At 47.7% G+C, this 17,228-nt stretch carries 10 protein-coding genes, 20 tRNA genes and 1 pseudogene; 2 read left to right on the top strand and 29 right to left on the bottom strand.

Features of this window, described 5'->3' with window-relative positions; all coding sequences use genetic code 11:
• Positions 1 to 75: 75 nt before the first annotated feature.
• Genes menB through MHI30_RS16375 form a run of 4 tightly spaced genes read right to left on the bottom strand, consistent with a single transcriptional unit; the run spans position 76 to position 4,880 of the window.
• The gene (gene menB / locus MHI30_RS16360; protein WP_020452693.1) at positions 76 to 894 is read right to left on the bottom strand and encodes a 1,4-dihydroxy-2-naphthoyl-CoA synthase; all 819 of its coding nucleotides are present in this window, start codon (positions 892 to 894) and stop codon (positions 76 to 78) included.
• Between the two features lie 13 nt (positions 895 to 907).
• Entirely contained in the window at positions 908 to 1,729 is an 822-nt protein-coding gene (gene menH / locus MHI30_RS16365; RefSeq protein WP_075751857.1) for a 2-succinyl-6-hydroxy-2,4-cyclohexadiene-1-carboxylate synthase, read from the bottom strand.
• A complete protein-coding gene (gene menD, locus MHI30_RS16370) occupies positions 1,717 to 3,459 on the bottom strand; it encodes a 2-succinyl-5-enolpyruvyl-6-hydroxy-3-cyclohexene-1-carboxylic-acid synthase (protein WP_075751856.1) in 1,743 nt (580 codons plus the stop codon). Before menD ends, menH begins: the two co-directional genes overlap by 13 nt.
• Positions 3,456 to 4,880, bottom strand: coding sequence for an isochorismate synthase MenF (locus MHI30_RS16375; protein ID WP_075751855.1), 1,425 nt, complete (start codon positions 4,878 to 4,880; stop codon positions 3,456 to 3,458). Before MHI30_RS16375 ends, menD begins: the two co-directional genes overlap by 4 nt.
• A gap of 268 nt (positions 4,881 to 5,148) precedes the next feature.
• Here MHI30_RS16375 and MHI30_RS16380 point away from each other — a divergent pair, with 268 nt between their 5' ends.
• Positions 5,149 to 6,081 carry a 1,4-dihydroxy-2-naphthoate polyprenyltransferase gene (locus MHI30_RS16380; RefSeq protein WP_075751854.1) on the top strand — a complete coding sequence of 311 codons (933 nt, stop codon included), beginning with the start codon at positions 5,149 to 5,151 and terminating at the stop codon, positions 6,079 to 6,081.
• Between the two features lie 106 nt (positions 6,082 to 6,187).
• Complete coding sequence (locus tag MHI30_RS16385) at positions 6,188 to 6,946, top strand: TraR/DksA C4-type zinc finger protein (protein ID WP_075752474.1); 759 nt, start codon at positions 6,188 to 6,190, stop codon at positions 6,944 to 6,946.
• Positions 6,947 to 6,979: 33 nt separating this feature from the next.
• On the opposite strand, the pseudogene MHI30_RS16390 reads toward MHI30_RS16385, so the two are convergent.
• From MHI30_RS16390 to MHI30_RS16510, 25 genes and pseudogenes are all read right to left on the bottom strand, one after another.
• Positions 6,980 to 9,375, bottom strand: a pseudogene (locus MHI30_RS16390) (glycogen/starch/alpha-glucan phosphorylase).
• Positions 9,336 to 10,817 carry a glycogen synthase GlgA gene (gene glgA / locus MHI30_RS16395; protein ID WP_075178241.1) on the bottom strand — a complete coding sequence of 494 codons (1,482 nt, stop codon included), beginning with the start codon at positions 10,815 to 10,817 and terminating at the stop codon, positions 9,336 to 9,338. The pseudogene MHI30_RS16390 and the gene glgA overlap by 40 nt, the downstream one beginning before the upstream one ends.
• Positions 10,814 to 11,842, bottom strand: coding sequence for a sugar phosphate nucleotidyltransferase (locus MHI30_RS16400; RefSeq protein ID WP_017474684.1), 1,029 nt, complete (start codon positions 11,840 to 11,842; stop codon positions 10,814 to 10,816). Before MHI30_RS16400 ends, glgA begins: the two co-directional genes overlap by 4 nt.
• 26 nt (positions 11,843 to 11,868) lie before the next feature.
• Positions 11,869 to 13,008 (bottom strand): glucose-1-phosphate adenylyltransferase, encoded by a 1,140-nt coding sequence (locus MHI30_RS16405; RefSeq protein ID WP_017474685.1) that lies wholly within the window; start codon positions 13,006 to 13,008, stop codon positions 11,869 to 11,871.
• Entirely contained in the window at positions 13,005 to 14,888 is a 1,884-nt protein-coding gene (gene glgB / locus MHI30_RS16410) for a 1,4-alpha-glucan branching enzyme (RefSeq protein WP_061578673.1), read from the bottom strand. The genes MHI30_RS16405 and glgB overlap by 4 nt, the downstream gene beginning before the upstream one ends.
• Before the next feature lie 184 nt (positions 14,889 to 15,072).
• A tRNA-Glu gene (locus MHI30_RS16415) sits at positions 15,073 to 15,144 on the bottom strand.
• Between the two features lie 12 nt (positions 15,145 to 15,156).
• A tRNA-Ser gene (locus tag MHI30_RS16420) sits at positions 15,157 to 15,247 on the bottom strand.
• A 1-nt stretch (position 15,248) separates the two neighbouring features.
• A tRNA-Asn gene (locus MHI30_RS16425) sits at positions 15,249 to 15,323 on the bottom strand.
• A 6-nt stretch (positions 15,324 to 15,329) separates the two neighbouring features.
• Positions 15,330 to 15,406: transfer RNA gene (locus MHI30_RS16430), tRNA-Ile, on the bottom strand.
• A gap of 12 nt (positions 15,407 to 15,418) precedes the next feature.
• A tRNA-Gly gene (locus MHI30_RS16435) sits at positions 15,419 to 15,492 on the bottom strand.
• Between the two features lie 8 nt (positions 15,493 to 15,500).
• Positions 15,501 to 15,576 (bottom strand) — tRNA-His (locus tag MHI30_RS16440).
• A 22-nt stretch (positions 15,577 to 15,598) separates the two neighbouring features.
• Positions 15,599 to 15,674, bottom strand: a tRNA-Phe gene (locus tag MHI30_RS16445).
• Between the two features lie 11 nt (positions 15,675 to 15,685).
• Positions 15,686 to 15,762 (bottom strand) — tRNA-Asp (locus tag MHI30_RS16450).
• Between the two features lie 44 nt (positions 15,763 to 15,806).
• Positions 15,807 to 15,883, bottom strand: a tRNA-Met gene (locus MHI30_RS16455).
• Between the two features lie 24 nt (positions 15,884 to 15,907).
• Positions 15,908 to 16,000: transfer RNA gene (locus tag MHI30_RS16460), tRNA-Ser, on the bottom strand.
• A gap of 7 nt (positions 16,001 to 16,007) precedes the next feature.
• A tRNA-Ile gene (locus MHI30_RS16465) sits at positions 16,008 to 16,084 on the bottom strand.
• Positions 16,085 to 16,089: 5 nt separating this feature from the next.
• Positions 16,090 to 16,163: transfer RNA gene (locus tag MHI30_RS16470), tRNA-Met, on the bottom strand.
• A gap of 25 nt (positions 16,164 to 16,188) precedes the next feature.
• Positions 16,189 to 16,261, bottom strand: a tRNA-Ala gene (locus tag MHI30_RS16475).
• Between the two features lie 6 nt (positions 16,262 to 16,267).
• Positions 16,268 to 16,344 (bottom strand) — tRNA-Pro (locus tag MHI30_RS16480).
• An 8-nt stretch (positions 16,345 to 16,352) separates the two neighbouring features.
• Positions 16,353 to 16,429: transfer RNA gene (locus MHI30_RS16485), tRNA-Arg, on the bottom strand.
• Between the two features lie 11 nt (positions 16,430 to 16,440).
• A tRNA-Gly gene (locus tag MHI30_RS16490) sits at positions 16,441 to 16,512 on the bottom strand.
• A 15-nt stretch (positions 16,513 to 16,527) separates the two neighbouring features.
• A tRNA-Leu gene (locus tag MHI30_RS16495) sits at positions 16,528 to 16,612 on the bottom strand.
• 7 nt (positions 16,613 to 16,619) lie between these two features.
• A tRNA-Lys gene (locus MHI30_RS16500) sits at positions 16,620 to 16,695 on the bottom strand.
• Between the two features lie 81 nt (positions 16,696 to 16,776).
• Positions 16,777 to 16,852 (bottom strand) — tRNA-Thr (locus MHI30_RS16505).
• 15 nt (positions 16,853 to 16,867) lie between these two features.
• Positions 16,868 to 16,943, bottom strand: a tRNA-Val gene (locus tag MHI30_RS16510).
• Between the last annotated feature and the right edge of the window lie 285 nt (positions 16,944 to 17,228).

Genomic DNA, 17,228 nt, shown 5'->3' on the forward strand with positions numbered 1-17,228 from the left:
ATCATCTCCCAAAAAATATCTTGAATGATAAAAGAAACAGCTCAGTCGCACTAAGCTGTTTCTCTCTTCCGTCTTTTAAGGAAAACGCGGGAACTGTCCGAAATCTGGACGGCGTTTTTCTTTAAACGCATCGCGGCCTTCTTTCGCTTCATCTGTTGTGTAATAAAGCAGTGTCGCATCTCCGGCAAACTGCTGGATGCCGGCAAGCCCGTCCGTGTCGGCATTAAAGGCCGCTTTAAGGAATCTGAGTGCTGTCGGGCTTTTCTCAAGCATTTCTTCACACCATTGAATCGTTTCTTCTTCAAGCTTTTCAAGCGGTACAACCGTATTGACAAGGCCCATTTCCTTTGCTTCCTGAGCGTTGTACTGACGGCACAGATACCAGATTTCACGCGCTTTTTTATGACCGACGATACGCGCCAGATAGCCTGATCCGTAGCCTGCATCAAAGCTGCCGACTTTCGGTCCTGTTTGTCCGAAAATCGCGTTGTCTGCAGCAATCGTCAAATCGCATACGATGTGGAGCACATGGCCGCCGCCGATCGCATAGCCTGACACCATCGCAACAACAGGCTTCGGAATGACGCGGATCAGCCGCTGAAGATCAAGCACGTTCAGACGCGGAATCTCGTCTTCTCCGACATAGCCGCCGTGTCCTCTTACTTTCTGGTCTCCTCCTGAACAGAACGCTTTATCGCCGGCGCCTGCAAGGATAATGACACCGATATTGGCATCATCCCGCGCATATGCAAACGCATCGATCAGTTCCGAAACCGTTTTTGGACGAAATGCGTTATGTACCTCAGGGCGATTGATCGTGATTTTGGCGATGCCGTTATATGTTTCATATAATACATCTTCGTATTGACGTTCGCTTTTCCATTCTACAGTCATAGATGTGTACCTCCTACTTTAAAATAAATTCACTTACTATTTTACCAAAAAAATCGGGCTCTTCCACATGAACCGCATGACCGGTATGTTCAACAATCTCGAGGCGGGCGGTTGGAATTCGCTTTGCCATGCTTTCATTTATCGCGATAAATTTCCGATCCAGGCTCCCCGCAATGAGAAGCACCGGATAATCGATTCCGCTCAATCTGTTCCACCAGGACGGCTGTGATCCGGTTCCCATTCCGATTAAGCTGCCTCGAAGCCCGACCGGATTGTTGTTCAGACGTTCTTCACGCACTTTTTTTCTTTTTGAAGGGTCCATTGACAGCTGAGATGCAAACAGCGGAATGCCTTCCCAATAATCTACGAAAGACTCGATTCCTTCTTCAAGTATCCGGCTGCTGAGCCGGCTGTCCTGCTCCCTGCGCGCTTTTCTTTCTTCCGGCGAATCAAGGCCCGGGGAACTGCTTTCCAGCACAAGACCGGACACACGCTCCGGGTGAATCATCGCTACTGATAAGGCAAGCCGGCCGCCCATTGAATAACCGATAAGGTAAGCCTGTTTCACATTTAAACGGTCCAAAATCTCGATCAGATCGGCTGCCTGCTTTTCTGTTGTGTAGCGGCTGCTGTCTGCCGGCGAGTCTGTTCCGCCGTGTCCGAGCAGGTTCAGCTTGATCAGACGCAGCCCCTGAAAATAGCCGTCTATCCCGTCCCATGTTGCCGCACTTCCTGTAAAACCATGCAAAAACACCGCCGTTTTTTCCGCAGACAGGCCATTGTCTTCTATTTTATAGGAGACGCCGTCTTTCAGTGTCAATTTCAAAACGGCCACTCTTTTCTTATTTCATACATCGCGGAATCAAGTATTCGGCGATGCTGCTCCACACGATCATCGCGCTTCGTTTTCACCTCAATGATATCCAAGCCGCGGCGGTTGACGGAGGACAAATACGCATCGGCAAAATGAGCGGATGACTCAGGGCATACATAGCGTCCCCCATACAGCTTGGCGGCATGCTCGAATTCGAGCCCCGTCGGCGTTCCAAACAAGAGCTCGAAGTACCTTTCTTCAGCAGATTGGGGAAGAAAAGAGAAAATGCCGCCGCCGTCATTGTTGACGAGAACGACAGTCAGCGGAATGTCGAGCGTTTTGCTGACGAGGAGGCCGTTTAAATCGTGATAAAAAGACAGATCGCCGATGACAAGGGTTACCGGTTCTTTCGTTGCGGCATATATGCCCAGCGCAGTCGAGACAACGCCGTCAATCCCGTTTGCCCCTCTATTGGCGAAAATCCGGAAGGACCGTTCCTGATTTTCAAAAAATGTATCCGCATCACGGATCGGCATGCTGTTTCCGACAAACAGGGAGCTGTTTTCCGGAATCAAATGCTGCAGGTTCCGGTAGATATTTCCTTCAAAGGTAAGATCCTCAGCTTCAAGATTTCTTAAAAGAGCTCGGAAGCGGCAGTTGGCAAACCGCCATTTCTCCAGCCAGCTGCCTGATCTTTTTTCTGAATGGACAGCGGAAGCCGCAGCAGCCGCGAACTCTTCTTCTGCGCAATGCACCATATGTGCGCTGAGCTGAGTCGGGTCGCGCCACCCTCCATCTGGGTCAACAACGATTTGCCTGATGCTCGGATTTTGCTTTAGCAGCTGAAAAAGCGGCTTTGAAACCGGCATCGCGCCGAAGCGGATGACAAGCTCAGGCATGAGCTCCCGTTTCAGCTGTTCTTCTTTCAATAATGAATCGTATCCATCGATGATGGTTTCTTTTGAATGGCTGCCGTTTCTCAAGTTTGAGAGCGGGTCTGCCAAAATCGGATATCCCGCTGCCTGAGAGAGAGATACAATATGTGCTTTGGCGTCATCATCTTGCAGCTCTCCGCAGACGATCATGCCTTTTTCCGTCTCTTTGATCAGAGTGCTCAGCGCTTCAAGCTGATGCCGGTCAGCACGAAAGCGGCCGCTTTCAACCGCCACATGACTGCCGTTTCTCAACCTTTGAAACGGTTCATCCTCAAGGTTCGGCATGAGCGGCTCTCTCAGCGGAAAGTTGATATGCACAGGTCCGCGCGGCGCTTTTTTGGCTTCTCCGGCTGCGCGTGCTGCCAAAGAGCGGATGTACGCCAGCATTTCGGGATGACTGTCAGGCAAAGCCGAGTCTGTGAAAAACTTAACAAAGTTTCCGAATAAGAATTGCTGATCAATCGCCTGAGGTGCTCCTACTTCCCTCAGTTCATGCGGCCGATCAGCCGTTAAGATTATAAGCGGTATTCTTGAATAATGTGCTTCGATCACAGCCGGGTAGAAATTCGCCGCAGCCGTTCCGGACGTACAGATCAATGCGACAGGCTTCCGCATTGCTTTTGCCATGCCCATTGCAAAAAACGCAGCGGATCTTTCATCCACATGGATATGAACATTGATGTCCGGATGACTCGCGGCCAAAATCGCAAGGGGCGTCGATCTTGATCCCGGGCAGATGACCGCTTCTGTCACGCCTGCAAGAGAAAGCTCATCAATAAAATTCCCTATATATTTTGTAATTGGATTTTCAGTCAACGGATATCGCCTCCAAGTGCAGACAGCATCGGCTTCATCTTAATTTGCGTTTCTTCGTATTCCATATGAGGATCGGAATCAGCCACAACTCCGCAGCCGGCAAAAATTCTGGCCTCTTTTGAATCGATAAGTCCTGACCTGATCGCCACCGCGAATTCCCCATTGCCGGACATGTCGATCCAGCCCGTCGGTGCCGCATACCAGCCCCTTGACATCGGCTCCAACACCCTGATGACCTCAATCGCTTTTTGCTGAGGCGCTCCTCCGAGCGCAGGAGTTGGATGAAGCTTCTCGATTAAATCAAAAAGCGAGGACTCCGCATTGATTTTGCCGACAATCGGCGTATACAAATGCTGCACATTTTTTGTTTTGTACAGTCCCGGCTTGGCCGGCTTTTTGATATTGCTGCAATTTGACAATAGCGCCTGATGAATCATATTGACGACAATGTCGTGTTCGATAAGGTTTTTTTCATCGTTTAACAGCTCAAGACCGAGCATCCGGTCCTCCTGCTCACTTTCGCCTCTCTTGATTGAACCGGCAAGGCAGGTCGACAGCACGTTGTCTCCGTCTTTTTTGACCAGTCGTTCAGGTGACGCGCCGACAAAACTTTTGCCGTTTTCTTCAATAGCGAATATATAGCTCGTTTTTTGTTCAGACATCAGATTGAATAATACTCTGTGAAGTTCGACAGGCTGGTCGAACGTTAAAAGGATCTCTCTGGCGAGCACCACTTTATCGTATTTCCCGTTTTTAATGTCGTCTGTCGCCCGCCGAACCGCTTCAAGCCATTCAGGAACATCAAGCTCCTCCTTGGCAGTATATCGCGCATGACTGTTTTCGGGATAACGGGAATCGTCCGCCTTGATCAGCTGTGAAGCAGCGCTCTTTATTTCTTCAAGTACTTTGCGCACATCCTCTTCAGGAGCCTTCCATCTATTGACCGTTATGAACGTTTCCTCTCCGTCCTGTGTCAGCATAGCGGTAGGAATAAAAAAAGCGCCTTCCTGGTAGCCGTTCCAATGCTGCTTGCGATCTTCCAGCGGATCAAATGAAAAACCGCCAAACAGCAATGGCCCCACCGCTGCCTGACTCGTGCATTGATCTTCGTGGAAGTGAAAGGTTTTCTCTTTTAAGCGCTCCCATTTTTCATGTACAGCCTGATAACGTCCGGCATCCTTCAGGTCTGTGGAAACCAAAACTTCCTTTCCCAGTCCGACAAGCGTCAGTCCGCCGTCGGGATCAGACCAGAAGAACCGTTTCCCGGCAAATTGTTCTTCCCCATTTATGAAAAAGGAAAGAGCATCTATGCTCTCAATTTTTCTGGAATAACTTATTAAAACAGCATGGTTGACTTTTTTGACGATGTTTAATGCTTCAGGCGCTTCCCTTAGGAAAGTGCGCTGCACTGTTGTCACCATGATACATTCCTCCAAAATCCGTAAAATGCTTTTATAACCATACACCTGCGAACGGTATGTGTCAACAAAACGACACTTTATTAACAAGTGCCCTTCCCTATTATAAACGTAATCGGCCGATTGAAAAAGACAAGGTCATTTAATATTTTTGAATTGCTGGACGGCCGCTTTTTTTCTAACAATATCACCCATTATATTGACACCTTTTTTAACTTTTTCTAAACTTAGTATGGACGTGTACGTATTAAAACTAAAGGAGTCATACTATATGCAGCATCAATCACTTTCAGGGAGTGTTTCTGAAATAAAGCCGGAAAAATGGCGCGTATGGTGGATGTTAACAAGACCCCATACACTGACAGCCGCCTTTGTCCCTGTAACGCTCGGGACCGTAATGTCCCTTGAATCGGGAAAAATTGATATCTGGCTGTTTTTAGCTATGCTGGCCGCATCAATATTAATTCAAATCGGAACGAACTTATTCAATGAGTATTTTGATTTTGTAAGAGGACTTGATAATGAAAACTCGGTCGGCATCGGCGGTGCTATCGTCCGCTATGGAATGAAGCCAAAGACGGTATTATACCTGGCTTACGGACTGTTTGGAGCAGCCGTTTTACTCGGCCTGTACATCTGCGCTTCTTCAAGCTGGTGGCTTGCGCTGATCGGATTAGTATGCATGGCCGTCGGCTATCTTTATACGGGCGGGCCGTTTCCGATCTCCTATACGCCGTTCGGTGAAATTATGTCGGGCGTTTTTATGGGAATGGTCATCATTCTGATTTCATATTATATTCAGACCGGCGGGCTGACTTGGAACGTCTTTCTGATCTCCCTTCCGATTACGATTTTAGTCGGAGGCATCAATCTTTCCAATAATATCCGCGATATGGTCGGAGATAAAGAAAACGGAAGGAAGACGCTGCCGATTTTAGCTGGAAGAAAAAATGCCGTACAGATTTTGAGCTGGGTTTTTGCTGTTTCCTATATATTGATCGGTATATACATCGGCTTTGAGATCGTTTCTCTGTGGAGCTGCCTTGTTCTTTTGAGCCTGCCGAAACCGATTAAAGCCATCAAGGAGTTTAAGGAAAAAGAAAAACCGGCGGAACTGATGGTCGCCATGAAATCAACGGCGCAGACGAACACCTTTTTCGGCCTTTTGCTCGCCATTGCCCTGCTCATTCAGTATATTTTTTAAAAAAGAGCCTTTACGGCTCTTTTTTTTGCTTTTATTTACAAGAAAGTTCTGTTTGAATTCGTTCATACTAAAAACGCGAGCACTTTAAAGAAACGAGGCGATGCATGTGCTAACAAAAGAACAGTTGACAAAACTAGAAAATGAACTGAAAGCCGGAAAAGAACAGATCGTCAGCCGCTTTAAAGAAAACGGACATTTTGGCATCGATGTGACGCACCCGTTCAACTCGACGGGCGATCTTTCGGCTTATGACAACCATCCGGGAGATGAAGGTACAGAACTGTACGAACGCGAAAAAGATCTTGCTCTTTTTGAACATGAAAGAGAGCATTTGCACGATATCGAACATGCTCTGGCTTTGATCGAAAAAGGAACATACGGCCGCTGTGAAGTATGCGGAAAGGATATCCCGTATGAAAGGCTGTCCGTACTGCCAACCGCAACGACGTGCAGCGAACATTCGTCAACCGTCTCCGTTTCAAAAGACCGTCCGATTGAAGAAGAAGTGCTGAACCCCCCGTTCGGACATTTTGAAAAAGACGAAGAAGACGAAAACGTCGCATACGATTCAGAAGACGCTTACCAGGACGTCGAACGTTACGGCAATTCTGAAACGCCTCAGGATCTGGCCGTTCCGCCGCTTTCATACAGCCAGATGTACATGGAATATGAAGAGCCGCTCGGATATGTCGAAGATTACGAAAACTATGCCGCAACAGACATTACCGGCAAAGAAGTAACCGTCTACCCGACGAAAGAACACGAAAAATATGAAGACCTTCTTGATGAAGAAGGCATCATGACCTCTTTCGGCGATCTCCCGGCTTATGAAAAGGACCCTTATACTGAAGATGAAGAAGACTAAGCCCCGCGGGTCAGGGGCTTAGCGTTTTTAAATTCAGCGGTGATACGGTTTAATTCCCCAAATGTCTTCCGCATACTCCCGGATCGTGCGGTCGCTTGAAAAGTATCCGGCATGCGCGATGTTTGTGACGGCTTTTTCGGCCCAAAGACGCTTATTCAAGTAGTCTTTTTGAATCCGTTCCTGCGCTTCAATATAAGAAGCAAAATCTTTTAAAACGAAGTATTCATCATTATAAGCGATCAGCGAGTCATAAATTGGCTCAAATTCGCCGGCTTCCCCTTCGAAAAAACCATTGATCAGCTGATCGGCCGTCTGTCTGATCCTCGCATCATGCTGATAGTATTCCCTTGATAGATAGCCGCCTTTTTCAGTGTAGTTCAGCACTTCATCCGCCTTTAAACCGAACGTGTAAATACACTCAGGCCCCACCCTCTCAAGCATTTCTATATTGGCACCATCATGCGTGCCGATCGTCAAAGCCCCATTGATCATGAACTTCATGTTTCCTGTACCGGAGGCTTCTTTGCTTGCCGCAGATATTTGCTCGCTGACATCTGACGCCGGAAAAATACGCTCGGCGGTTGATACCCGGTAATTTTCCAGAAAGATGACATTGATTGATTGTCTGACATCCGGATCATGATTGATTTTATCTGCGACTGAATGGATCAGCTTGATGACCTTTTTGGCATAATGATAAGTCGGCGATGCTTTTGCTCCGAAAATAAATGTTTGCGGATAAATGGCAAAGCCTTTGTCTTCCTTCAGCCTGTTGTACAAATACATGATATGGAGCACATTTAAAAGCTGGCGCTTATAAGCGTGGAGACGCTTGACTTGAACATCGAAGATGCTGTCAGGATTAATGGCGAAGCCGATGCTGCCTTTCATCATGTCTGCCAAAAGCTGCTTTCGTTCCCTTTTGATACGCTGAAACTTTTCAAGAAACGCGGAATCGCGCGCAAACGGACGAAGATCCAGGAGGCTTTCCGGTTCTTTCAGCCACCTGTCCCCTATCGCTTCAGTAATCAGATTCGCCAGCGGCGGATTTGCCTTTAACAGCCACCTTCTATGTGAGATGCCATTCGTTTTATTATTGAATTTAAAAGGGAAAACAGAATAAAAGTCGTTCATTTCCCGCTCTTTTAATATGGTTGAATGAATGTTGGCTACGCCGTTAACACTGTAGCTTCCGACAATCGCCAGATGGGCCATTTTCACTTCGCCGTGGGCGATGACGGCAAGCTTTTCGATCCTACCCCATTCACCCGGGTATTTTTCCCACAGCCAGCCGCAAAACCGCTCATTGATCTCCTCAATGATCATAAAAATTCTCGGCAGAAGCGGTTTAATTAAATCGATCCTCCATTTTTCCAGCGCTTCGGCAAGCGTCGTATGATTCGTATATGAAATCGTATGTACGGTAACATGCCACGCTTCATCCCACGTCATTTTTTCTTCATCAAGCAAAATTCTCATCAATTCCGGCACAGCCAAAGCGGGGTGGGTATCATTGATATGGATCGCGACTTTTTGATGAAAATCATGGAGTGACGGGTGATTTATAACGTTTCACAATGCTTTGCAGGCTTGCCGATACTAAAAAATATTGCTGTTTCAAACGGAGAATCTTGCCTTCGTCATGCGTGTCATCCGGATACAGGCATTCAGATACAGCTTCTGTCTCGCGCTTATACTTCAAAATATTCGGTTCATGATGGAGCGAGCAAGGCTCCGCATTCCACAGCCGAAGGGTATTGACCGTCTCGGTCCTCATAGCCGATGATCGGAATGTCGTAAGGCACGGCTGTCATCACTTCCGCATCTTCCTGCCAAAAGCGGAGGCGCCCTCCTTCCTGCGCCATCTTGACCCGTCCGCCGAAACGAACACAAACAGCCTGATCGGCGTTGCGGATTTCCCACACGTACCCATGTTTGAGCCATTGTTCAGGCAGTTCGACTTGATGACCGTCAACGATTTTTTGTTCGAAAAAGCCATGCTTGTAGCGAATCCCCATCCCATGCCCGGGAAGGTCGAGCGAAGCCAGTGAATCCAAAAAACACGCCGCGAGCCTGCCTAATCCGCCATTGCCAAGGCCTGCATCCATTTCGGCCTCTTCGATGTCTTCAAGACAAATGCCAAGCTCTGAAAGACCTTCTTGGACAACTTCACGGACGCCGAGGTTGAGCAGGTTTTGGCCGAGCAGTCTGCCCAGAAGAAATTCAATCGATAAATAATACGTCTGTTTATTTTGGTTGGAGCGGCTCCTTTCATTGGTCCCGATCCAGTTAGCGCTGATATGTTCCCTGACCATGACGCCGAGCGTCTGATACTGGTCAAGCGTAGAAGAGTCCCGAAAGCTTTTTCCGCACAACCGTTCAAGACGCATCAAAAAGCATTGTTTAAAGCTTTCTTTACACGAGAACATGGCGCTTCCCCCTTTATCTCCCGGCTGTATAACCGCTGATACTGACGGGCTGACAAAGCCCAGCTGACATCATGTGTCATCGCTTTTTGAACGATGCCGCCCCACTCTTCTTTCCGGTGATAAATAGAAAGTGCTCTTTTGATCGTATACTTCATATCATGGGCGTTAAAATGGGCGAACGTAAAGCCGTTACCTTCACCGTTTGTTTCCTGGTAAGCGGTCACTGTATCGTGAAGCCCGCCTGTTTCCCTGACAACCGGAACCGCGCCGTATCTAAGGGCAATCAGCTGTCCAAGACCGCACGGCTCGAATTTTGAAGGCATCAGGAAAAGATCGCTGCCGGCATAAATCTTGCGGCTGAGCGGTTCATGAAAACCGATATACGCCTTGCACCGCTCCGGAAAAGCATGCTCCATATAACGGAAATAATTTTCGTATTCCGCTTCCCCGGTTCCTAAAACGAGCAGCTGCATGTCTTCTTCTTGAAACAGTTCATGCAATACCCGCTTGATCAAATCGATGCCTTTTTGCTTCGTCAGCCTTGTCACCATGCTGATGAGCGGAATGTCTTCATTCACCGGCAGACCGAATGTCTTCTGGATCACAGCTTTATTTTTCCGTTTTCCGTCACGGTTGACGGCATCGTAATGATAATCGATGTGAGGGTCATTTAAAGGGTCGTACAGCACATCGTCAATCCCGTTTAAAATGCCGGTCAGCACATCCTTCTTGTCTGCCAGAACTCCTTCAAGCCGTTCGCCGTAGTATGGAGTCAACATTTCATCGCAGTACGTCGGACTGACCGTTGTCACCTGATCAGCGGCAATAATGCCGCCTTTCATATAATTGATGTGTCCATAAAACTCGAGCTTTTCCGTTGTGAAGTGGGAAATGTCAAGGCCGAGCAAGTCATGGACCGCTTCCTTCGGAAAAATTCCCTGAAATTGAAGGTTATGAATGGTGAATACGCTTTTCATGCGCTGATAGAACGGTTTTTTTCGATATTCCTCTTTTAATACATAATTGATCATCCCTGCGTGCCAATCATGGGTATGGATGACATCAGCATCAAAATTCAGCGCGTATAATGCTTCCAAAACGGCCCGCGAGAAAAAAGCAAACCGCTCTCCATCATCATAATGGCCGTAGAGGGAATCCCGGTTAAAATAATACTCATGATCTAGAAAATAATAAGAAATTCCGTCATGTTCAAGGTGTTCAATGCCGCAGAACTGCCTGCGCCAACCGACGCGAACTTCGCATTCAGCCGTTTTAACCATCCTTCTTCTGAAATCTTCCGCAATCAAGCTGTATTTCGGCATCATGACAGCCGTTTCTATTCCTAAAAGGGCGAGCTCTTTCGGGAGCGCCCCGGCGACATCGGCGAGCCCGCCTGATTTAACAAACGGCACACATTCAGAGACAGCGAATAAGACTTTCAAGAGTTCATCAGCGCTCCTTGTACGGCTCCTTTTTTTATTATGAAAGGGAGACTCATTGTGCCGGACATTTCGATATGATGGCCGATTTTGACATCCTTGTCGCAGATGACGTGCTCCAGCCGGCAGTTTTCCCCGATCCTTGTTTTTTGCATAATAACGCTGTTTTTGATGATCGTTCCTTTTCCTACGTGAACTCCTCTGAACAAAACCGAATTTTCAACCTCGCCTTCAATTACGCAGCCGTTAGCGATAATCGATTGCTTTACCCTGCTGTTTTTAGCGTATTTTACAGGTGGATCGTTTTTTATTTTTGTGTAGACAGGCTGGCTCATATGAAAGACTTGCTCCCGAAACACAGGCTGGATGAGGTTCAAACTATGAAAAAGGTAGCTTTCGGGAGAGTCGATCACGGCGGTATACCCTGAATGCTCATAGCTGTTGACGGATAGCGAACCACGCTCTTTCCGGCAGACTTCCTCAAAAGATTGCGCTCCTCCGGCGCAATGCCCTTCAGCCATCTCCCTCAACAGACTTTTCTTCGTAATATACAAGCCTAAAGGCTTTCCTTCTTGACAAACTTCAGTCAGATCACACCCGGATTCAAGGTGCTGTTTGAGCACTTCTTGAAAAGGTATGTGACAGACCGTATAGCTGTTTGCCACAGCGGCATATGGCTGAGTGCTTCTTTGAAAATAATCGAGATGCTCCGCAAATTGCCGAAACGAACCAAGCCCGACGTGCTCATCATGGGGAATCGAAGACGGAAGAAAGAAAAGACCGTCCCTTTTCCTGTTTAAATCCCACTCTTTTCCCGATCCTAAATGATCCATCAAGGAACGATACGGAGACTTGGAAAATACAGCGACACTCCGAATGCCTGCATGAACCATGCCTGACAACGCAAAATCGATCAGCCGGTACCTTCCTGCAAACGGCACGGCTCCGATCGAACGGCCGGCCGTTAAATCCTGAAGAGAGTGCTGGTTAACAGCTGCATCAATAATTCCCAGCATTTGATTATTCATTGGCACCATCCGCCTCTCCGTGTTGTTTAAACAACCTTATGTTTTTTGACATATTCCTCTGTGATCAGCAGGACTTCGCCATCTTCCCCCTTCGCGCGAAAACCGTCCGGAATTCGTATTCCTGCCGATGCAATAGCATTTTCGATCTCAACATGCTCTCCAATTGAAACGTCATGCATCACGACTGAACGTTTGATCGCGGAATGTCTGCCGATTGCAACGCGCTGAAAGATAACCGAACGGGTGACAGCCCCATATACGGCGCACCCTTCGCTGATGAGCGATTCTTTGATGTCCGCCTGCTCGGCAACAAACTGCGGCGGTAGGTTCGGGGCGACGGAATAAATCCGCCAGTTCCGTTCGAACAGGTCAAGCAGAGGATGATCTCCAAGCAGATCCATATTAGCTTCCCATAAACTTCTGACCGTACCGACATCCTTCCAGTACCCTTTAAACGGATAAGCGTTCAGCTTCTTTTTTTCTTCGAGAAGAGCCGGTATGATATCTTTACCGAAATCGTGGCTTGAGCCGGATTTTTTTTCATCGCGTTCCAACGCCTTTTCAAGCACGCTCCATTTGAAAACGTAGACACCCATCGATGCCAAGTTGCTCTTCGGATATTTCGGCTTTTCCTCGAAGCTTGTAATCTCCATCTTGTCATTGGTATGAAGGATACCGAAACGGCCGGCTTCTGCCCAGCTCACTTCGATGACGGCAATGGTGGCATCAGCCTGTTTCTCCGCGTGGTATTCGAGCATTTTTCCGTAATCCATTTTGTAGATATGATCTCCTGATAGGATGAGTACATGTTCAGGCTGAAGCTCTTTTAAAAAATGGCGGTTTTCATAAATCGCGCTTGCCGTTCCTTTGTACCACTTCACTTCCGACGCTTCCGCATAAGGGGACAAAATGGAGACCCCGCCGTCATTGCGGTCAAGATCCCATGGCTCGCCGATGCCGATATATGAGTTTAATAAAAGCGGTTGGTATTGAGTCAGCACACCGACATGATGAATTCCCGAGTTGGCGCAGTTGCTGAGGGCAAAATCAATGATTCTGTACTTGCCGCCAAATGGAACGGCCGGTTTTGCGAGGTTTTTCGTTAAGGCATTCAGCCTGCTTCCCTTGCCGCCAGCCAAAAGCATAGCCACACATTGTTCTTTCATCCCTTTTTCGCTCCTCTCTTTTTGACTGCTCTGAAAACCGCAGCTCCCAGCGGAGGGACTGTCATGCTGATGCTGTATGGTTTGCCGTGCAGAACGCCTTCTTTTGCTTGAAGGCGTTTCGGGTTGATTTGGTGTGAACCTCCGTATTTTGCATCATCGCTGTTAAGCACTTCGATATATTCGGTTTGAAAAGGGACGCCGACCCGATATTCGTGATAAACGGAAGGCGTAAAATTGCAGACGATAATCAGCGCTTCACCGGGCTGTTTTCCATAGCGGATAAACGATACAATCGACTGTTCCGCATTGTTGACGTCAATCCACTCGAATCCTTGCTGCCGATGATCATTTTCATACAGAATACGGCTTTTTTTGTAGAGGTGAAGAGCCTCCTTTGTAAACATCCGGGCCTTGCGGTGCATGTCAAAATCGTCCAAGAACCAATCGAGCTCTTCTTCGTCTTTCCATTCATCAAATTGAGCAAACTCACCGCCCATAAAGAGAAGTTTTTTTCCCGGGTGCAGCGTAAAATAACTGATCAGCAGGCGGTACTGGGCGAATTTCTGCCAGTAATCGCCGGGCATCTTATGAAGCAGAGACTTTTTGCCGTATACCACTTCATCGTGGGAGAACGGCAGGATGTAGTTTTCTGAGTAGGCATATATTAAGGAGAATGAAACAAGATGATGCAGGTGTTTTCTTTGTTCTGGGGAAGCTTCCATATAGGTTAATACATCGTTCATCCAACCCATATTCCACTTATAATTAAACCCGAGACCGCCTGCATAGGTCGGATGCGTCACAAGCGGCCAGTCTGTGGAGTCCTCAGCAATCATTAAAAAGTGGGGATCTTTTGCAAAAACCTGTTCATTTAAAGTTTGAATAAATTCGACGGCAAAGCCGTTCGCTTCAGGCTGAGGACGGTTTGGCCAATACAGGAGGTTTGCAACTGCATCGACTCGAAATCCATCTATATGATACATCTCGATCCAATACAACGCATTCGAGATTAAAAAACTGCGAACTTCTCGTTTTCCGAGGTCAAAATTGGCGGTCCCCCATTCCCAATTTTCCCTGTCATGCTCGTGTGTATATTCATACAGCGGCATACCGTCAAACAAATACAAGCCGTGGTCATCTTTGCAGAAATGGCCGGGAACCCAATCCATAATGACGCCGATCTCATGCTGATGGCACTGGTCGATAAAATACATCAAGTCACGCGGTTCGCCATATCTGCTCGTCGGACTGTAGTACCCCGTTGTCTGATAGCCCCATGAACGGTCAAACGGGTGCTCTGTCAACGGCATCAGCTCGATATGTGTGAATCCGTGTTCTTTGACGTAAGGAATGACTGTTTCGCTCAGTTCCCGGTATGTGAAAAAACGCCCATCCGCTTTCTTTTTCCATGAACCGACATGAAGCTCGTAGATGGAAATCGGTTTTTCATACACAGCTTTTTGCTGCTTTTTCTTTTGCCACTTTCGGTCGCCCCATGGGTATCCGTCCAATTGATAAGTGATCGATGCCGTTTTCGGCCTGACTTCAGAAAAAAAAGCATAAGGATCGGCCTTCAATTTTGTTTCATTTGCGGCTGTGATCATTTCATATTTATACAGCTCCCCTTCTCCGATGCCGGGGATAAACAGTTCCCATATGCCTTCCTGATGACGCTTCTCCATTTGATGCAGGGCACCGGACCAGCCGTTAAACGTTCCGGCGATTCGAACTTCCTTCGCATTCGGGGCCCAAACACAGAACCGAAAACCTTGGCGGCCGTCCTGTTCCATCTGATGAGCGCCGAAAAATCTGTAGCATTCATAAAGCCGACCTTCATGAAAGAGATGCACTTTAATATCCGAGGCACTCACATCAGCCATTGATTTCATCCTTTCTGCCACTATATTTAAAGATTACTCTTTTATTCGCATAATATGGCTTGATCCCTTACGTGAAAGCGCTTCTTTTTATTGACAAAGTTCAACAATATCCTTTTTGAACATTGACTGAAGTCATACAGGCATAAAAAAACTCCGCATCATAATGATGCAGAGTTTAACATGATGACCCGTACGGGATTCGAACCCGTGTTACCGCCGTGAAAGGGCGGTGTCTTAACCACTTGACCAACGGGCCTTATTGAAAAAATGGCGGAGAAGGAGGGATTTGAACCCTCGCGCCGCTTACGCGACCTACACCCTTAGCAGGGGCGCCTCTTCAGCCACTTGAGTACTTCTCCATGGCTCCGCAGGCAGGATTCGAACCTGCGACCGATCGGTTAACAGCCGATAGCTCTACCACTGAGCTACTGCGGAATATCATGGTGGGCCTGAATGGACTCGAACCATCGACCTCACGCTTATCAGGCGTGCGCTCTAACCAGCTGAGCTACAGGCCCATGATATGCAAATGGAGCGGGTGATGGGAATCGAACCCACGACATCAGCTTGGAAGGCTGAGGTTTTACCACTAAACTACACCCGCATTTCGCATGGGGCGGTTGATGGGAATCGAACCCACGAATGCCAGAGCCACAATCTGGTGCGTTAACCACTTCGCCACAACCGCCGCAATATATAAAATTGTAAAATGGTGGCTCGGGACGGAATCGAACCGCCGACACACGGATTTTCAGTCCGTTGCTCTACCAACTGAGCTACCGAGCCTTTATTTAAAATGGCGGTCCGGACGGGACTCGAACCCGCGACCTCCTGCGTGACAGGCAGGCATTCTAACCAACTGAACTACCGGACCATTTTGATTGCACCTTTCGGGGACTTCTCATTTAATGAGTAAATTGGTTGCGGGGGCAGGATTTGAACCTGCGACCTTCGGGTTATGAGCCCGACGAGCTACCGAACTGCTCCACCCCGCGATGATCAAAATAATGAAAGATATATGGCGGAGGAAGAGGGATTCGAACCCCCGCGGGCTTTGACACCCCTGTCGGTTTTCAAGACCGATCCCTTCAGCCAGACTTGGGTATTCCTCCGTAACAATGGTGGACCTTGTAGGACTCGAACCTACGACCGGACGGTTATGAGCCGTCTGCTCTAACCAACTGAGCTAAAGGTCCTTTAATAGCGGCGGAGGGAATCGAACCCCCGACCTCACGGGTATGAACCGTACGCTCTAGCCAGCTGAGCTACACCGCCATGGTGAATATTAAAGATAACAAAGTGGAGCCTAGCGGGATCGAACCGCTGACCTCCTGCGTGCAAAGCAGGCGCTCTCCCAGCTGAGCTAAGGCCCCAAATAATGGTCGGGAAGACAGGATTCGAACCTGCGACCCCATGGTCCCAAACCATGTGCTCTACCAAGCTGAGCTACTTCCCGTTATATAATGGCGCGCCCGAGAGGAGTCGAACCCCTAACCTTTTGATCCGTAGTCAAACGCTCTATCCAATTGAGCTACGGGCGCATAGATGATCAAGCGGAAGACGGGATTCGAACCCGCGACCCCCACCTTGGCAAGGTGGTGTTCTACCACTGAACTACTTCCGCAAAATAGATTGGCAATGCGGATGAAGGGACTTGAACCCCCACGTCTTTAAAAGACACTAGAGCCTGATTCTAGCGCGTCTGCCAATTCCGCCACATCCGCATGAAAATGGTGAGCCATGAAGGACTCGAACCTTCGACCCTCTGATTAAAAGTCAGATGCTCTACCAACTGAGCTAATGGCTCCAATACTGCAATGAAAGCTGAAGACTTTTTCGAAAGCTATCTGTCTTTTTTTAGCAACTTTTATATTGTATCATAAAATCGTGGTGCCGGCAAGAGGACTTGAACCCCCAACCTACTGATTACGATTCAGTTGCTCTACCAATTGAGCTACACCGGCCCATTCCAATATGAATGGTGGAGGATGACGGGATCGAACCGCCGACCCTCTGCTTGTAAGGCAGATGCTCTCCCAGCTGAGCTAATCCTCCTCGTCAGTTGTTGGAGTAACTCTCGATCTGACAAGGACTATTATATACGGGAATACACCCATTTGTAAAGGCTATATTAAAAAAATTTTATTTTCAGTTTATTCTATCACAACAGACGAATATGCATACTTCGTTCCGCTTAATCCGTATATTGCATCAAAAGCTTCAGAGCAACATTTATCCCTATGTACTGCTTATAAAATAGATTCTTCAGACGATCCGTGAATTCCTGTCTTGTTCCCATGGCAAATTTGTATTCGAATTGATTTCTCAAAACAATTTTAA

The organism is Bacillus sp. FSL L8-0528 (assembly GCF_038593085.1).
Taxonomy (GTDB): Bacteria; Bacillota; Bacilli; order Bacillales; family Bacillaceae; genus Bacillus; species Bacillus paralicheniformis.

Coding starts and splice junctions, on each gene's coding strand:
- MHI30_RS16375 (WP_075751855.1), bottom strand. CDS start 4,880: ATGGTGACAACAGTGCAGCGCACTTTCCTAAGGGAAGCGCCTGAAGCA.
- MHI30_RS16400 (WP_017474684.1), bottom strand. CDS start 11,842: ATGAATAATCAAATGCTGGGAATTATTGATGCAGCTGTTAACCAGCAC.
- glgB (WP_061578673.1), bottom strand. CDS start 14,888: ATGGCTGATGTGAGTGCCTCGGATATTAAAGTGCATCTCTTTCATGAA.
- MHI30_RS16380 (WP_075751854.1), top strand. CDS start 5,149: ATGCAGCATCAATCACTTTCAGGGAGTGTTTCTGAAATAAAGCCGGAA.
- menB (WP_020452693.1), bottom strand. CDS start 894: ATGACTGTAGAATGGAAAAGCGAACGTCAATACGAAGATGTATTATAT.
- MHI30_RS16405 (WP_017474685.1), bottom strand. CDS start 13,008: ATGAAAGAACAATGTGTGGCTATGCTTTTGGCTGGCGGCAAGGGAAGC.